The following is a 14,840-nucleotide window of genomic DNA, read 5'->3' on the forward strand; positions in this document are numbered from 1 at the left end:
CCTTTCGAAAAACCAAACACCAAATAAAAACCATGCAAATACTGAACTTCACGCCTGAACACGACGCCTTCCGGAAACGGCTGCGGGAATTTATCGCCCAAGAAATCACGCCCAACGTCGAGCAGTGGGAAAAGGACGGAATCGAGCCCAAGGAGATCTGGCGCAAGATGGGCCGGGGGGGATTTCTCTGCACGGACGTAAAAGAGGCCTACGGGGGCATTGGCGGGGACTTTCTCTACTCCGTCATCGTCACCGAAGAGATCTCCTACACCTTCCACACGGGTCTGGCCGCGGCGCTTCACTCGGATGTCGTGGTGCCCTACATCAGCTCTTTCGGTACGGAAGCGCAGAAACAACAATACCTGCCGGGATGCGTGAGTGGAGATATTGTCACTGCGATCGCCATGACCGAACCCGGGGCCGGCAGCGATCTGGCCGGCCTGGCCACCACCGCCGAAGAGGAGGGCGGCGAGGTCGTCATCAACGGTTCCAAAACCTTTATTTCCAACGGTATCAATGCCGACCTCGTGATTGTGGCCGCCAGGGATCCGGCCGTGGAAAACCCCTACCAGGCGCTGTCGCTTTACATCGTCGAAAACGGTACGCCCGGCTTCGAACGCGGCCGGCATCTGGACAAAATGGGCTGGCGCAGCCAGGACACGGCGGAGCTGTTTTTTTCCAAGTGCAGAATCCCCGTGACAAACCGCCTCGGTGAAAAAGGGCAGGGTTTCCTCATGCTCATGCAGAAACTCCAGCAGGAAAGGCTGGTGACCGCCGTGGGGGCTGTCACGGCGGCCGAACGCATCGTGGAGTGGATCACCCGCTTCTGCAAGGAGACCCAGGTGTCCGGTAAACCGATCTCCAAGTCGCAGGCCGCCCAGTTCGCGCTGGTCGAAATGGCTGCCGATGTCAAACTGGGCAGAACTTTTATGGAGAAGCTGGTGGCCGACCACATGGAAGGAAGCGACATCATCATCGAGACCTCCATGGCTAAATTCTGGACGACGGAGATGGTCAGAAGGGTCGCCGACCGCGCCATGGACCTGCTGGGCAACGAGGCCACCGTGGAAAAGTACCCCGTGACCCGCGCCTGGCGCGATGTCCGCGTAATGTCTATCTTTGCCGGAACCAACGAGGTGATGCGGGGGATCGCCGCCAAGTTCATGGGACTCTGAATGCCCGGCGTTTTACGTTTTACGTGTTAGGTTTTAGATGGCAGCGTGGCTTATGTCACTCGACAAAAAAATCATTCCACCAACAATTCCCCGAAACGTAAAACATAAAACCTAAAACGGCTTGTCATTGATATGGTAAATCAATCATTAAAACATAACTGAACCCTGCCATATTTTTAAACAAAGAGGAAGGAATCAATGGACTACGACGTCATTGTCATCGGAGCGGGAAACGGGGGCCTGACCGCGTCAGCAACCCTGGCTCGCAAGGGGCGGAAGGTGCTGCTGCTGGAACGGCACAACATCCCCGGAGGATGCGCCACCAGCTTCTGCCGGGGGCGTTTCGAATTCGAGATCGCCCTGCACCAGCTCAGCGGATTGGGGACTCCTGAAAAGCCCGGCCCGCTGCGCATGACCCTGGACGGTCTCGGCATTATGGATGACCTCACGTTCGTCGAAATCTCGGATCTGTACAGTGTCTGCATGCCGGACGGTTTTCATGCCGCTCTCAAGCCCGACAAAGGCCAGGTCGTAAGCGAACTCAAGGCGAAATTCCCCCACGAAAAAGAAGGCATCGACGGTTTTTTCGATCTCGTGTACAAGTACGCCGGCGATATGATCGGGGCCTTCATTTTTCGCGACCCGGAGCCTTCCCGGGAAAAATACCCCCACCTGTACCGCTATGCCTTAAAAAATGCCAAGGCGGTCATCGACGACTTTTTCAAGGATCCGCTCCTGAAGGCCGTCATATCGGTATACTGGGGATATCTGGGTCTTTCCACCGACCAGCTTTCTTTTGCCTACCTGGCCATGGTCCTTTTCCAGTACATCGAGTTCAAGCCCTTTCACGTCAAGGGCGGCTCCCAGGCGTTGTCCAATGCCATTCTGAATGTGTTCCTGAAAGCCGGCGGGGATGTCCGCTTCAACTGCGGGGCGAAGCGCATTCTCACCGAAAACAACCGGATAATAGGCGTCGCCACCGACGACGGCGATACCGTGGAAGCGCCGTATGTGGTCTCGAACATCTCCCCGGTGGTCACCTACTCCGAGCTGATCGGCAAAGACCTGATCCCAGCCAAGACCCTGCAAAAGATGCACAGCAGAAGCTTGAGCAACTCGGCCTTTACCATGTTCATCGGATTCGACTGCGAGCCCGACGTGCTGAACATCGAGGAGTCCACCAATTTCCTGATGGCCTCCACGGATATCTCACGATCGCTCCATGACCGCATGCAGAGCGTCGACATCACGGACGAATTGCTGGTACTGAGCTGCTACGATATTTCCGACCCCACTTTTTCCCCGCCGGGAACCTGCCAGGCCAACCTCGTGACGCTAAAATACGGCGAACCCTGGCTGAACATTCCCCCGGGCCGATACCATGACGTAAAGTTCCGCTGCGCAGAATCGATGCTGAAACGGGCCGAGGCAATCTTTCCCGGCCTGCGGCCCCACATCGAAGAGATCGATGTGGGCACGCCGCTCACCCACATGCGCTACCTCGGTCACCCGGCGGGCGCGGTATACGGTTTCGAGCACCGCACCAAAGACTCCATGTTTTTTCAGCCCGGCCGCAACTCACCGGTTGAGGGTCTCTCCTTTGCCGGCAGCTGGGTCGGCGACGGGGGCTTCGAGCCTACTTTGCGCTCCGGAGTGGCCGCCGCCAAATCTATTTTACGCAAAAGCGGCGGTTGACAATTCTTGGCGCAACACGTTTGACAACCGGCATTTTAAAGAAGCAAACAAAATGAACCATGAAAACACGAAAACCGAAAATCACGAAACCGGCGACATTTTTCGTGCTTTCGTGATGGCATGATCTTCTTCTCCAGGTTGTTCAGGATGGATGGAAGGTCTGTCGGCCGTTTTTTTTAATATCGGGAGGGCATGATGAGAAAAGGCATCTGGCAGGAATTCGACGGGTACGAGGAAATTGCCGGGGAGATCGAAAACAGCCTCTGGGCCGCCGGGGAGCGCTCTTTTGACAAGGTGCTGGCCGCCCGTTATATCCAGCGGCTCCACCCGCGGCAATTGAAACTCAGGGTAGTGGATGTCATCCAAGAAACGCCCTCGACCAGGACCCTGCGTCTTACCCCGGTCGATGCGGCCCTGCCGCCGTTTCTTGCCGGCCAGTACATCCCGCTGTACCTCACCATCGGCGGCATCCGCACCAGCCGGCCCTACAGCATCTCGTCCCAGCCAAGGCAGACCGGGTTTTACGACATCACGGTGCGTCGCGTCCCCGATGGACTGGCATCGAACTATCTCATGGATGACGTCAAGATCGGCAATCTGCTCGAAAGCGCCGGCCCCCAGGGCAATTTTTACTTCAACCCCCTCTTCCATGACGACCACATGGTGTGTATCGCCGGCGGCAGCGGTATTACGCCCTTCATGAGCATGATCCGTGAAATCGTGGAGTGCGGGCTGGACAGGACCGTTACCCTCCTCTACGGCAACCGGCAATTGGACGACGTCATCTTTCACGACGAGCTAGAACGCATCGCCGCGCGGTTCGACAACATCACCTACATACCGGTGATCGAAAAACCGGCCGAGGGCTACCGGGGTGCCTGCGGATATATCAACGCCGCGCTGCTCAAAGAAATGCTTGGCGACCTGCAGGGTAAAACATTCTTTCTCTGCGGGCCGCAGGGCCTGTACGACTTCTGCCTGCCTGAGCTCGAAAGCCTGGGGATTGAAAGGCGCAAGATCAGAAAGGAGATGTACGGACCGCCCGGCGACATATGTTCATATCCGGGGTGGCCGGAAGAGATCGCTGCCGAAGACCGCTTTACGGTGACGCTCAAGGACGGTCGGACCGTCAGCGCCAGGGCGGGCGTCCCCCTGCTCGTCTCCCTGGAGAAGAAAGGCATCGTGCCGTCTTCCATCTGCCGGTCCGGTGAATGCAGCATGTGCCGGGTCAAGGTTCTTTCCGGCAAGGTGTTCCAGCCCGCCGGTACCCCGGTGCGCAGGTCGGACACCCGGTACGGGTACGTGCATTCGTGCGTTTCGTATCCGCTCGAAGATTTGGAGATAATGATCTGAATCAAGAAGTATTATTGGAATGCTCCCTGATGATCTTTGGCAATTCAATCGTTTTGGTCTTATCTATTACTGTCGGTTCCGGATTATACAAGCGCAACGTAATTTTCAAAGGCCCTTTTCCCCTGTCAAGGGGAAGCCAATTTCCATTCTGCTTTTCATTGGATATCCGTATGACCCAACTGCCGTCTTTTTCATAGGCAATATTTGTTTCTGAAAACGAATAACGCTTCAGAGGGTTTGCTATCCAATAATTACCCGGGTATATGGTTATGTTCCACCACCTTGTGTTAAGATCCCCTTTCCCGGTAATTTTATAGGTGCAGTTGTCTTCGAGGATCTTTCCTTCTGAATCTTCAGGCAACGATCAATTTTCTATCCGGCAATAATTCCCGCAATACAAATTGCCGGTGGATGGACGCGGCCTGATAGAAACGGTAGAGATGCGATCTTAAGGCCGCCTTTGAATTTTCGGTACTGTTCATATCCGCGGACTGTTTCATCCATAATTCGGGCTTGTACAACGGTATATCGAAGGCATTTTTTCCGATTTTACCCTGCTTTGCTTCTTTCCGCCACCTGGCGATCCGGTCTTCCTTTTTTGCCTGGTACGTGAGAATGGCGGTGATCTGCTTTTCAATGCTGGAAAACGAAACGCCGCTTCCATCGGAAAGCTTGGTATTGTTCTCTGCAAATTGGGCAAACATGGCGTGCAGCGCACGGCACCCGTTGAGAAAGTGCGCTGGATTGTCCCGCTCGATACGCAATTTTTTGGGATATTCGTATTTGAAGCTCCATTTTAAATAGGGCCGGTCAGGGTACGTGGCCACCGCCCCGTGTCCCAGGGCGCCCGAAACGGTTTCCGCAAGCCAGGATTTGATGTTGGCAATAAAACCGCCCCCTTTCCCGTACCGACGGAAAAAATCCTTTTCCTTTCCTTTAATGTAGTCGGCAATGTCCGGATCCAGCCCTTTATCGAATTTGAAACTGTCATTATCCACCTTGTTGCGGCGGGAACCGACACCGGAAAACCCGAAATGCGAAAATGTATCTGCGTATACATGCGCTGCGATACCGATCAAGTAGATGCCCACACCCTGTTTTGCATAGCCGAGATGATGCTGCACCATCTCTTTTGCAACCCTGCTGTCTGCCCGGCACAACAGCCGTTCTGAAAAGGCGCTGCCTTCATTTCCGGGAAGAAAGTGAAACGGCACCCAGACCTGACGCTGGTCTTCAGGATCCCGATTTGCGATGAGATCGGATACGTGGTGAGCGGTCGCCTGGGAATCGACTCTGCCGCCATCCTGAAACTCGATGTGAGTTCCAGCGGCATTGTCGTCCACATATTGTGAAGCGAGGGCGATGGTTTTACATACTGCCGGTTTCAGCCCTGCCGTTCTGGCCAACGCATACGTTCCATAATAATGCATATCGATTTGCATGGTACCCTCCTTTGGAGGTTTCCTCTTTATTATGGGTATAATTGGAATATGAACGAGCAAGAGTTGGGTTTATATTTTCATGATTACCCTTGCATAAAATGTACAAGCGTCAAGAATTTGACGTACATCACAACTTTCATTTCGCATGTGAGCAAGTTTGTATTCTCCAGGTCCGAAACCGATTGTAGGAATACCCATGCTTACAGGCGTCACGGCATTCGTGCTGAAATCCCAAAAATCATACTCGGCGGGTTCTTGCCCGAAATTTTCCCGATATGCGGCAGTGCATGCCTGTGAAAGTTCGTGGTTCACGTCTATCTTCCACGACGGATGAAACGGTTCGTACGTGATGTCCAGTCCGGTCCAGCTTCTTCGATGGAGCGTTCCCACCTCCCATGTCGCATTTTTACCTTGAATAATCCGTTCCATTTCCTGCCTGATCTCTTCTTTCGTTTCTCCGGGAATCATTCTTCTGTCCAAATAAACTTCGCACGCCGAAGGGACGGCATTTAAGGAGGCGCTGACACTGGAAATGTTCGACATCACCAGGGTGCCCCGTAATTCCCCTTTTTTCATGAGCTCGAGATTGGTTCTATCGACCCGGTGGATGATGTCGGCCATTTCGTAAATGGCATTGACACCTTTTTCGGGAGCTGAACCATGCGCAGAGACGCCGTGCGTCTTGATAGATATCTGGGCCTTGCCCTTATGCCCTAGTGCAATGACATTGTTGGAAGGTTCGCAAATCACGACATAATCGGGTTTGAGGCCGAGTTCGTTGAATAGGTGTTTTAAGTTTTCCCCATCGCAGTCTTCTTCAAAAACACTGCAGGAAACATAAATTGTTTTGCCAGCCGTAAAACCAAGTTGCCTGGCCAAGGCGCCGGCATAGATGGAAGCGGCTGCTCCCGATTTCATATCGACCGAGCCTCTGCCGTGCAAGCGTCCATCCACAATATCCCCGCTAAATGGCGGGATGTCCCACTTTTCTTCGTCCTTAACGTCGACCGTGTCGACATGCGAATCAAACAGAATGGCTTTTTCGCCGTTGCCGATTCTGCCGACGATATTCCCCATCGAATCAATCGTGACTTCATCATAGCCGAGATCCAACATTTTCTGTTCGATACATGTGATCACTTCACCTTCCTGCCCTGAAAGGCTTTTGATCCTGACAAGGTTTTGAGTGAATTCAATAAGTTCGTTTTGTAATTCCGGAGCAAGCAAATCGGATGAATTCATTATTTCCTCTTTTAAGAACAATCAACAGACAAAGGACGGGATGTCGATTTCAGCTATTTTACAGCGAGGGCCAGTTCTTTGCCTAAGCGATATGCGCTGCTGATGGCATGTTTATCGTCTTTGACCTTTCCTTTATCGAAGATCCTGAAGACAGGCAGTTCTCCTATGATTTCATAACCGAGCGCTTCAATAGGCCGTTTCATGGCCTCTAAAGTGAAGCCCATGTCGTCAACGGATTCCTGTTCGCATACTGCCGCAATGACGGCTTTGCGCCCCTGATTGGAATGTCGGCTTGACCAGCTTCTGGGGCGGTCATTTTCAAAATTATAAAAGCAATAAAGACGATCGATAAACGCTTTCATCCAGGAGGTGACATTGTAATTATGGGTCGGGGATACCAGGACAAGGCCTTTGGAAGAAATTATTTTTTTATAAATGAGGGACATTCCATCGAGCAAACCTGTACATATTTTGTCTTTTCTGCACTTCTCGCATCCAATACATCCCTGAAATTTCACTTGCGTTAAATTCAGATAATCAGAAACCACGTTTTCTTGAGCAACGCCGGATAATATATTTTTCAGCAGTATATCGGAATTGCCATTGATTCTAGGACTTCCACTTAGGCCAAAAACCTCAACACCCGGCTTCAGGTCTAGTGCGCTTTTCATTAGTGCGATAGTCGATTTCATTTCTAAGCTCCCCAATATGGTATTCAGCAGATTTCCTGGGCCGTACGAATTGTCAAGGGGGGTCGGGCCGAGCGAACTTGCTGTATTTTTTTATAGGTTATCCCCAACAGTAGGCGGGGGAGGGGGTGTTATGTCTAGATGATATTCTTTTTTTCTCAGTTATAAGCCAAGCGCACCTTTTCACTATTCATTGTCGATGTAATGATGCCCTGCCATTCATCGCTGTTCCATGTTCCCAGTTTTTCATGCATCTTCAGATACTTTTCCGGTATGGGGTGGGTGCCGTATACGACTTCAAGACCGTACTTCGCTTTGATATAGTCATGAAAATAGACGATATGAGGGCATGGCGGATATCCGACAATAAGACCGGTGGCCAGATGGATTATCTCCGCTCCGTTTGCTTTCATTTCGTCCACGGCATATTCGATGTTGCCCCCGGGGCACCCGTCGCAACTGGTGTATCCTACAACCTCGACTTCCATATCTTTGTATCTGTTGAATGCACCCTCACGGTTCTTGAGTGACCTGAAACATTTTCCCCCGCCACATCTCCGATAACGATCACAAATAATTATCCCAATTTTGTTTGTTTTCTTCATGTAGTCTCCTTTTTAGCCTCAATAGAGCTGAATGGGGCTTCTGCGCTTCCCGATTGTAAATCTCAACAATCAGCATAGCATTGTTTTATCAATATTCTAACCACATAACTCTTCAAAATTATATGTTTTTCTACATATAACATCCTATGAAATCGATTTCACATGATATTGATGGAAAGTTGGAAAAGCAGGCAACCGTCTGTTATTAAAAACTAAAAAAATTAAAGATTCAATGAAAAAACACTTTCGGCGGCATCAAGGAGATCCCGAGGGCCAAATGCAAGCCCTGTATCCCCTGGAATTGCTTGGCCACAGTGACGTGCGCACGACCATGATATACACCCATACCATCAAGCGTCAAACTGTCAAAAAGGCCAAAAGCCCGCTTGATTTTACCTGATTAAGATTATAAAACCCTACGTGATCTCTGCGCACTGAAAGAATGGGGCGAGCATAAGTTCTTTCACCAACCTATCTGCAAAACGAGGTAACCCATGTCAGAAGACCGATTGATAGGAGAAAAAAAAGGCCGCATCTTCTTCATCACCCTCAATCGTCCGGCAAAACGCAACGCCCTGCCTTTCGAAATGCTGGCCGAAATCAGCCGGACGGTGGAAGATCAAATCATCGACCCGGAGGTTCGGGTGATCATCATCAAGGGCGCGGGGCAGGTGTTTTCATCGGGGGTGGACTTCAACTCCCTGGGCTCCCTGGTGGGCCGCTTCACCGGCGACGCCTCGGCCGGCGGCGCCCCCATCAGGGCCGATATCCACAAGTACCAGCACTATCTCAACCGATTGGAATCCATAGAAATTCCCATTATCTGCGCCTTTCACGGGGCCGTCTTCGGCATGGCCATGGAACTGGCGTTGGCCTGCGATTTTCGCCTGATGGCCGACGACTGCGTCTGGGGCATGCCGGAGCTCAAATTCGGCCTGGTTGCCGACCTGGGCGGCACGGCCCGCCTACACCGCACCATCGGCGCCTCCCGGGCCATGGAGGTGCTCATGACCGGGAAAACCTTTTCAGCCGAACAGGCTTTGAATTGGGGGCTGGTGAGCTACCTGCATCCTGCGGAAGAACTCCTGAACCGGGCCGGGCAACTCGCCCGGGACATCACCCGAATGGCTCCCCTGGCCGTGGGCGCCACCAAAAAGATCATCAGAAAGGGCGAGGGGGTCGACCTCATGACCCAGTTGGACATGGAGATCAACCTGAACAGCATGCTGCTCCGAAGCGCCGATTTTCAGGAGGGCATCGTCGCTCTCATGGAAAAGAGAGAGCCCGATTGGAAACGCAGGTGACCTCATGGTTGCATGAGCAACATGGCGAAGTATCTATAATGGTTTGTATTAAGGTTATTTTGCGGGGGGCAAATTTACCGCTTTACATTTTCTTAAGATGGTTTATCTTCTCTTTTAAAATTGCAGGTAATCCATTGCGGAAAAACCCATAATTTTGCGAGGAACGTGTTGCTCATGAAAATCTCCATGCCGAATAACCTTGAAACACCTTTCACCGTACTGATGAGAAGCATGCCGGAAGAGCTGCAGGCCGACAAACAGGTCCAGAACGCCGTACTCGTTTATCTCAAATTGAACGGCGTCAGGCTGGCACGCCAATACGTCGAATCCAGAGTCACATTTCTGAACTACGATCCTATGGAAATCGACACCGGGTTCCGTTTTCCGCGGCTGCAGGAAGTCGACGCCGAAGAAGGATCCGATGAGAACGACGACGCCGATGACAAAGAGAGTGAAGAAAATGACGAAAATGAAGATGCCGAAGAAAACCGGGACGAAGATTGAGTTCACCCCGTTTTGACCGCTATCTTCAGATCCAACCAGCCCCCTGATCCGTCAGGGGGCTTTTTCATGTCGCATATCCAACCGGGACAAACCGGAAATTCCAATATCGACCACCCACCACTTAACACTGATTTTCTAACCCATGGCCCGCCGTATACCGTGCACCGTACACCCTATACCGTTTCAGTATTTGAACCGAGATAGCGAGCGCATTCCCTACAGCTTGCTGCAGGGTAAGCGAGCGAATCATAATTGATAGAATTCCTTACGGTGAAGATTCCCCTTAAGCTTGCTGCGGGGAGTGTTCAATATTTGAATTTGGTGAATTAGAATTTAGGATTTCTTTATATCCTTGCAAGCCATCATATCCTGCTGATCTTCAGGGCAGGCCCTGTAATGCGGTCATTGGCCTTCTTCAGCTGTTCTTCACCGGATATCACGGCAACGCCCGCATCTCCGTTGTCTTCTGAAAAATAGTTGCGGGCCGCCTCCACGATATCCGCACGCCCGACACTCAGCAGTCGCTTCTTGAATGCCTGCCGGGCATCGTCGGTCAAGCCTACCAGCCGGCGGTAAAAGGCTTTTTTTGCGGCGGGACCGGGGGGATCCGGTTTGTCGATTTCAGAACACACCTGGAGAATAGCTTCCTTGACGTCTTCAGCGTCGTAGTTTCCCGACGAGATAAATCGTGCCGCCCCCTCGAAGGCTTCCAACGTTGCCAGAATATGCGGATCACGGTAGGAAGCAAAACTGAACAAGCCGGTTTCGGAATTGTACAGGGCAAATCCGCCGTATGCGCCGCCCTTTTCCCGGATTTCCCGATGCAGATACATGGAACGCAGCATTTTGGCCATTACCGCCAGTACCGGAGCATCCGGGTGGCCCATGCGGACCGTACGAACCGTCTTGGCGACGAAGGACACCGCGGTGGACGTGCTCCACCCTTCGAGGCCGTGTGCTTCGACCGGTTGAAGCGCAGGCGCGGCAAAGCGTGCGTCATCGGGATCGAATGGCGAGACGCCCGCAAAAAGTCCGTCACCGGCAACGTGGCCGAGGCTGGCAAGAATGTCGCCCTCCTCCCCCACCAGCCCGATTTTCAAATTGTCCCGGTTGATGACCCGGTCACGGATGGCCGACAGGTCGTGGGATACGGCCTCCAATTTGGTATCGTCAAGGGCTTCGGTTAGTGCTTTCATGTATTTCAACTGGTGAATGCCGCCCCAGGTCTCCGACAGCGCGGAGGCCCCTGAAAAGCCGCGTGAAGCCAGGGAGATGGCCAGCCGGTGGCCGTTGTGCACCACCATGGCTTCCAATGCCGCCCGGTACTCCAGCAGCAGGCTCTTCAATCGCGTGAGATCGCTGAAGTCCGCTTCTAACAGTATCTCGGCGATGACGGCCATCATTTTTTCCAGATTGCGTGACAGGCTTTTTCCGTTCACGGCGAAATAGGGCATGCACACGCCCGTGCCGTCGACACCGGCCTGGTCGAAGCGGGTGCGCACGATTCCTGACAAGTTGACGCCGCCCGTGTGGGCGTCCACCATCCGGACGATCTCTGTGAAAGGTCTTCGTTGCGTACCGATTTTCGGCAAAGCGTAGCAGAAAAACGGCGCCAGGGGGATGTGCGGCTGCGTCAGCACCCCGGCACCCATGGCGGCGGTGAAATAGAAGATGCCGGAAGTGGACTGCGAATAGCAGACGGCCGGCGCCTCTGCCTGATCTTCCGACGCCGCCACCACGTGCACGGAGGGGGGTATGTCCTCGATAGCCAGCGTAGGCAGCAGGGACACATCCTCTGTTTCCTCCTGCAGCTTCTTCAGGGCCACGGCATCCCTTTTTATGGCTTCTAGCTCCCCGGCATTCAGGCGCGCCTGAATGCCGGCCAGTTCCTTGCGGACACGCTCCATCTCTTGGGCGGCCATGGTTGGATCGGGCTTGAGGGTGAACAGCACCCTGTGCCTGTTTTCCAGAAAGTATCGCCTGATGCGGGACTCGAAAAATCCTCCTTTCGCCGCCTCCTCCCTGATTTTGAGAATGTCCGCGTCGAACTTCAGCACCTGCTCGGGCCGGCCACCGTGAAACCAGCTGCCCGAAAAGGTCAACAGCAACTTCAGGCCGAAGGGGTAAGGGGAGTTGGTGATCTCCTTGCGGCGAAATTCGATCTGGTGAATAGCCGTGTCGATCAGTTCCCGGTCGATGCCTTTGTCCGACAGATGCGTGAGGGTGTTAAAAACGATCGCTTCGATCGCGTCGGCATCCGCCGGGTCGACATCTTTGAGGCCGCATGCAAAAAGAGTGTCCCGGTTGTCCGCATCGAAGCCGGTGACATCCGCCAGCGCCGAACCCAACCCCGAATCGATCAGCGCTTTTCTCAAAGGGGAGGCCGCATTCCCGAGGGTAATCTGCTCCAGCAGCTTGAGAACCAGCACCTCAAAGGAATTCTTGATGTCGGCACACAACCAGGCAAGGCACACCTGGGACTTTTTGGCCGGATCATCGCCGGGCTCCAGCGGATAGGCGTAGGCAACGGTTCTGGATTCGGACCAACGGTCCTGCGACGGCACCTCGGTCTTCGGGTCGATGGCCGAAAAATGGCTCAATATCTTGCCGTGAATAAAAGCCAGGTGTTCGCCAGGCGGGAGATCCCCGTATGTGTAAAAATAGGCGTTGCTCGGGTGGTAGTGCCGCTGGTGAAACTGCCGCAGCTGGGCGTGGGTCAGGTTGGGAATTTCCACGGGGTCGCCGCCCGAGTTGTATTGGTAGGTCGTGTCCGGGTACAGGGCGTTCAACAGCGACCGTGCCATCACCTGGTCCGGCGCGGACATGGCCCCCTTCATTTCATTGTAGACCACTCCCTTGTAGGCCAGATGGGCGTCCGTTTCGCCGGGGCCGGTTTCCAATTCGAGACGGTGCCCCTCCTGCTTGAAACTCAACCGATCGATACGGGGAAAGAAGGTCGCATCCAGGTAAACATCCATCAAGTTGTAAAAATCTTTGCGGTTCTGCGTGGAAAAGGGATACATGGTCCAGTCCGAAGCGGTAAATGCATTCATGAAGGTGCTCAGGCTTCTTTTAAGCATGGAAAAGAAGGGATCCCGGACCGGAAATTTTTCGGAACCGCACAGCACCGTGTGCTCGAGAATGTGAGCCACGCCGGTGGAATCCGATGGAACGGTTTTAAAAGCCACACTGAAGGTGTTTTCCGAATCACCGTTGGCAATGTGAATGTGCCTGGCGCCTGTTGCCCGGTGCTGCAGTTCGAACAGTGTCGAGCCGATCTCCTCCAATGCCTCGACATGCCGGACCACATACCCGTAACGTTCACACGCAATCTCCACTCCAAGCGTATTTTCATCTCTTTTTTCAGTCATATCCGTTCCTCACAGTCACCACTTCGCTCCAGCGAAAAAGGCAGGCCATCCGGCCTGTCCCCTACTCTACCCCAACGATGCACACCTCCGGCATCAGGTCGCCACGTAAATTCCCCTGCTCTTGCGCGTGATTTTCCCGGTGTTGTGCAATCGATATATGGTGTTGCGCACCTTTTTCTCCCCGAATCCCGTTTGGGCGCTGATATCGGCAAATCCCACTCCTTTACGCGATTTGCATATGATCTGGTATACGGTTTCGGCTGCCGTTCCGGCTGACCCGCCTTTCCCGCGGGGAGACGCCGCCCCGCTCCCGGTCGGTCCCTTTGCAGCATGTCCGCCCGCCTTGATCAGGCTCTCCAACCTATCCAGTTTTTCCATAAGGATGTCTACATCCCTGCGCGTGGGAATGTCGTAATTGCGGATGAAAAACTTCACCATGGCGTCAAAACTGGCCGGTCTTCTCTTTTTCCGTGTCACGGCAACCTCCGATACATTTTCACCTAATGCGAGCCTTGGTTTCATTCTTGCCAGCCGATTATTGATCTTGCAGTGAAACTAACTGATATCATGTGAAAAGTCAAGTCAGGTGCTGCCCGCACAGAAAAATTTTATCTCGGGGGCAAGTGATGTTTTCCGGCCGAAGCGCATGAAGTGCCAAACCCTGTGAGATTGTATTGAAACCCCTATGTTTTCGTGATACCTCAAACGAAATCGTTGTTAATCTTAAGCGGGACGGTGTTTTCGTTGATCGTTTCTTTTGTTTGATATGAATAAAGAACAGGAAAAAGCTTCTTTTAAAGAACGCTTTAAAGGGTTTCTGACCCATTTGAGGGATTTGCAGGGTGACCCCCAATATATTGCCATGGGCATGGCAATCGGTGTTTTCATTGCCTTCACACCCACCATTCCCTTCCATACGGTTCTGGCCCTTTGTCTGGCTTTCATTCTGAAAGGAAGCAAGCCCGCCGCGGCTATCGGTGTTTGGCTTTCCAACCCTGTCACCATTCCCGTATTATACTACGGAAGCTTCAAGATCGGGAGGCTGCTCCTCAGGAAACCCCTGCCATACGACGTCCATCTCGAATCGATCAGGGCCCTGTTCGGCCTGGGGCTGGATGTGACCCTGGCCATGCTGCTCGGGGGGGCCATCCTCGGTATCATTCCCGCCATCATTGCTTATCTCGCCACCTACAGAATTATCGGCAACCTCAGGAAGCGTTCCCAGCGCAAGAAGGAGGGGGAGGACGCGGAACCGGAGGTCACCGGTCAGTGGTCAGGTGCCGAATGCCTGAAGCCGGGAGGAAATGGCCGGACAAAAGCGGAGGGGAAAAGCGCATGACCTCCCCTTCCATCCTGATGAAGGCATGGAATCTCCATCCCAAAAAGCAGCTGGGTCAAAACTTCCTGGCCGACCCGAACACGGCCCGCGCCATCGTCGATAAAACAGGGGTCGCCGCCGA

The 14,840-nt window shown here is 53.2% G+C and carries 13 protein-coding genes and 1 pseudogene; 7 read left to right on the plus strand and 7 right to left on the minus strand.

Annotated elements, in window-relative coordinates:
* Positions 1–32 precede the first annotated feature (32 nt).
* From LJE94_14315 to LJE94_14325, 3 genes are all read left to right on the plus strand, one after another.
* On the plus strand, positions 33–1,175 hold the full coding sequence (locus tag LJE94_14315) for an acyl-CoA dehydrogenase family protein (protein MCG6911282.1): 1,143 nt from the start codon (positions 33–35) through the stop codon (positions 1,173–1,175).
* A gap of 198 nt (positions 1,176–1,373) precedes the next feature.
* Entirely contained in the window at positions 1,374–2,870 is a 1,497-nt protein-coding gene (locus tag LJE94_14320) for an NAD(P)/FAD-dependent oxidoreductase (protein ID MCG6911283.1), read from the plus strand.
* Positions 2,871–3,062: 192 nt separating this feature from the next.
* Positions 3,063–4,223 (plus strand): 2Fe-2S iron-sulfur cluster binding domain-containing protein, encoded by a 1,161-nt coding sequence (locus LJE94_14325; GenBank protein ID MCG6911284.1) that lies wholly within the window; start codon positions 3,063–3,065, stop codon positions 4,221–4,223.
* 1 nt (position 4,224) lies between these two features.
* Here the strand turns inward: LJE94_14325 and LJE94_14330 are convergent, their stop codons facing one another.
* From LJE94_14330 to LJE94_14350, 5 genes are all read right to left on the minus strand, one after another.
* Entirely contained in the window at positions 4,225–4,584 is a 360-nt protein-coding gene (locus LJE94_14330) for a DUF1214 domain-containing protein (protein ID MCG6911285.1), read from the minus strand.
* The gene (locus LJE94_14335; protein ID MCG6911286.1) at positions 4,577–5,665 is read right to left on the minus strand and encodes a hypothetical protein; all 1,089 of its coding nucleotides are present in this window, start codon (positions 5,663–5,665) and stop codon (positions 4,577–4,579) included. Before LJE94_14335 ends, LJE94_14330 begins: the two co-directional genes overlap by 8 nt.
* A 69-nt stretch (positions 5,666–5,734) precedes the next feature.
* Positions 5,735–6,907, minus strand: a complete 1,173-nt coding sequence (locus tag LJE94_14340; GenBank protein MCG6911287.1) for a YgeY family selenium metabolism-linked hydrolase — start codon at positions 6,905–6,907, stop codon at positions 5,735–5,737.
* 53 nt (positions 6,908–6,960) lie between these two features.
* Positions 6,961–7,599 (minus strand): flavodoxin family protein, encoded by a 639-nt coding sequence (locus tag LJE94_14345; GenBank protein MCG6911288.1) that lies wholly within the window; start codon positions 7,597–7,599, stop codon positions 6,961–6,963.
* 155 nt (positions 7,600–7,754) lie between these two features.
* The gene (locus LJE94_14350) at positions 7,755–8,201 is read right to left on the minus strand and encodes a CGGC domain-containing protein (GenBank protein ID MCG6911289.1); all 447 of its coding nucleotides are present in this window, start codon (positions 8,199–8,201) and stop codon (positions 7,755–7,757) included.
* Positions 8,202–8,499: 298 nt separating this feature from the next.
* On the opposite strand from LJE94_14350, the pseudogene LJE94_14355 reads away from it, so the two are divergent.
* The 3 genes and pseudogenes from LJE94_14355 (at position 8,500) to LJE94_14365 (ending at position 10,009) form a co-directional block, all read left to right on the plus strand.
* A pseudogene (locus LJE94_14355) lies at positions 8,500–8,601 on the plus strand (integrase).
* A 94-nt stretch (positions 8,602–8,695) separates the two neighbouring features.
* Entirely contained in the window at positions 8,696–9,505 is an 810-nt protein-coding gene (locus LJE94_14360; protein ID MCG6911290.1) for an enoyl-CoA hydratase/isomerase family protein, read from the plus strand.
* Between the two features lie 186 nt (positions 9,506–9,691).
* Entirely contained in the window at positions 9,692–10,009 is a 318-nt protein-coding gene (locus LJE94_14365; protein ID MCG6911291.1) for a hypothetical protein, read from the plus strand.
* A gap of 362 nt (positions 10,010–10,371) precedes the next feature.
* Here LJE94_14365 and LJE94_14370 read toward each other — a convergent pair whose 3' ends face one another.
* Positions 10,372–13,380 carry an insulinase family protein gene (locus tag LJE94_14370; protein ID MCG6911292.1) on the minus strand — a complete coding sequence of 1,003 codons (3,009 nt, stop codon included), beginning with the start codon at positions 13,378–13,380 and terminating at the stop codon, positions 10,372–10,374.
* A gap of 93 nt (positions 13,381–13,473) precedes the next feature.
* On the minus strand, positions 13,474–13,857 hold the full coding sequence (locus LJE94_14375; GenBank protein ID MCG6911293.1) for a hypothetical protein: 384 nt from the start codon (positions 13,855–13,857) through the stop codon (positions 13,474–13,476).
* A 289-nt stretch (positions 13,858–14,146) separates the two neighbouring features.
* On the opposite strand from LJE94_14375, the gene LJE94_14380 reads away from it, so the two are divergent.
* The gene (locus LJE94_14380; GenBank protein ID MCG6911294.1) at positions 14,147–14,719 is read left to right on the plus strand and encodes a DUF2062 domain-containing protein; all 573 of its coding nucleotides are present in this window, start codon (positions 14,147–14,149) and stop codon (positions 14,717–14,719) included.
* Positions 14,720–14,840: the final 121 nt, after the last annotated feature.

The organism is Deltaproteobacteria bacterium, assembly GCA_022340465.1.
In the GTDB taxonomy this organism is placed as follows: Bacteria; Desulfobacterota; Desulfobacteria; order Desulfobacterales; family B30-G6; genus JAJDNW01.

Coding starts and splice junctions, on each gene's coding strand:
- LJE94_14315 (MCG6911282.1), top strand. CDS start 33: ATGCAAATACTGAACTTCACGCCTGAACACGACGCCTTCCGGAAACGG.
- LJE94_14320 (MCG6911283.1), top strand. CDS start 1,374: ATGGACTACGACGTCATTGTCATCGGAGCGGGAAACGGGGGCCTGACC.
- LJE94_14325 (MCG6911284.1), top strand. CDS start 3,063: ATGATGAGAAAAGGCATCTGGCAGGAATTCGACGGGTACGAGGAAATT.
- LJE94_14335 (MCG6911286.1), bottom strand. CDS start 5,665: ATGCAAATCGATATGCATTATTATGGAACGTATGCGTTGGCCAGAACG.
- LJE94_14340 (MCG6911287.1), bottom strand. CDS start 6,907: ATGAATTCATCCGATTTGCTTGCTCCGGAATTACAAAACGAACTTATT.
- LJE94_14345 (MCG6911288.1), bottom strand. CDS start 7,599: ATGAAATCGACTATCGCACTAATGAAAAGCGCACTAGACCTGAAGCCG.
- LJE94_14350 (MCG6911289.1), bottom strand. CDS start 8,201: ATGAAGAAAACAAACAAAATTGGGATAATTATTTGTGATCGTTATCGG.
- LJE94_14360 (MCG6911290.1), top strand. CDS start 8,696: ATGTCAGAAGACCGATTGATAGGAGAAAAAAAAGGCCGCATCTTCTTC.
- LJE94_14365 (MCG6911291.1), top strand. CDS start 9,692: ATGCCGAATAACCTTGAAACACCTTTCACCGTACTGATGAGAAGCATG.
- LJE94_14370 (MCG6911292.1), bottom strand. CDS start 13,380: ATGACTGAAAAAAGAGATGAAAATACGCTTGGAGTGGAGATTGCGTGT.
- LJE94_14380 (MCG6911294.1), top strand. CDS start 14,147: ATGAATAAAGAACAGGAAAAAGCTTCTTTTAAAGAACGCTTTAAAGGG.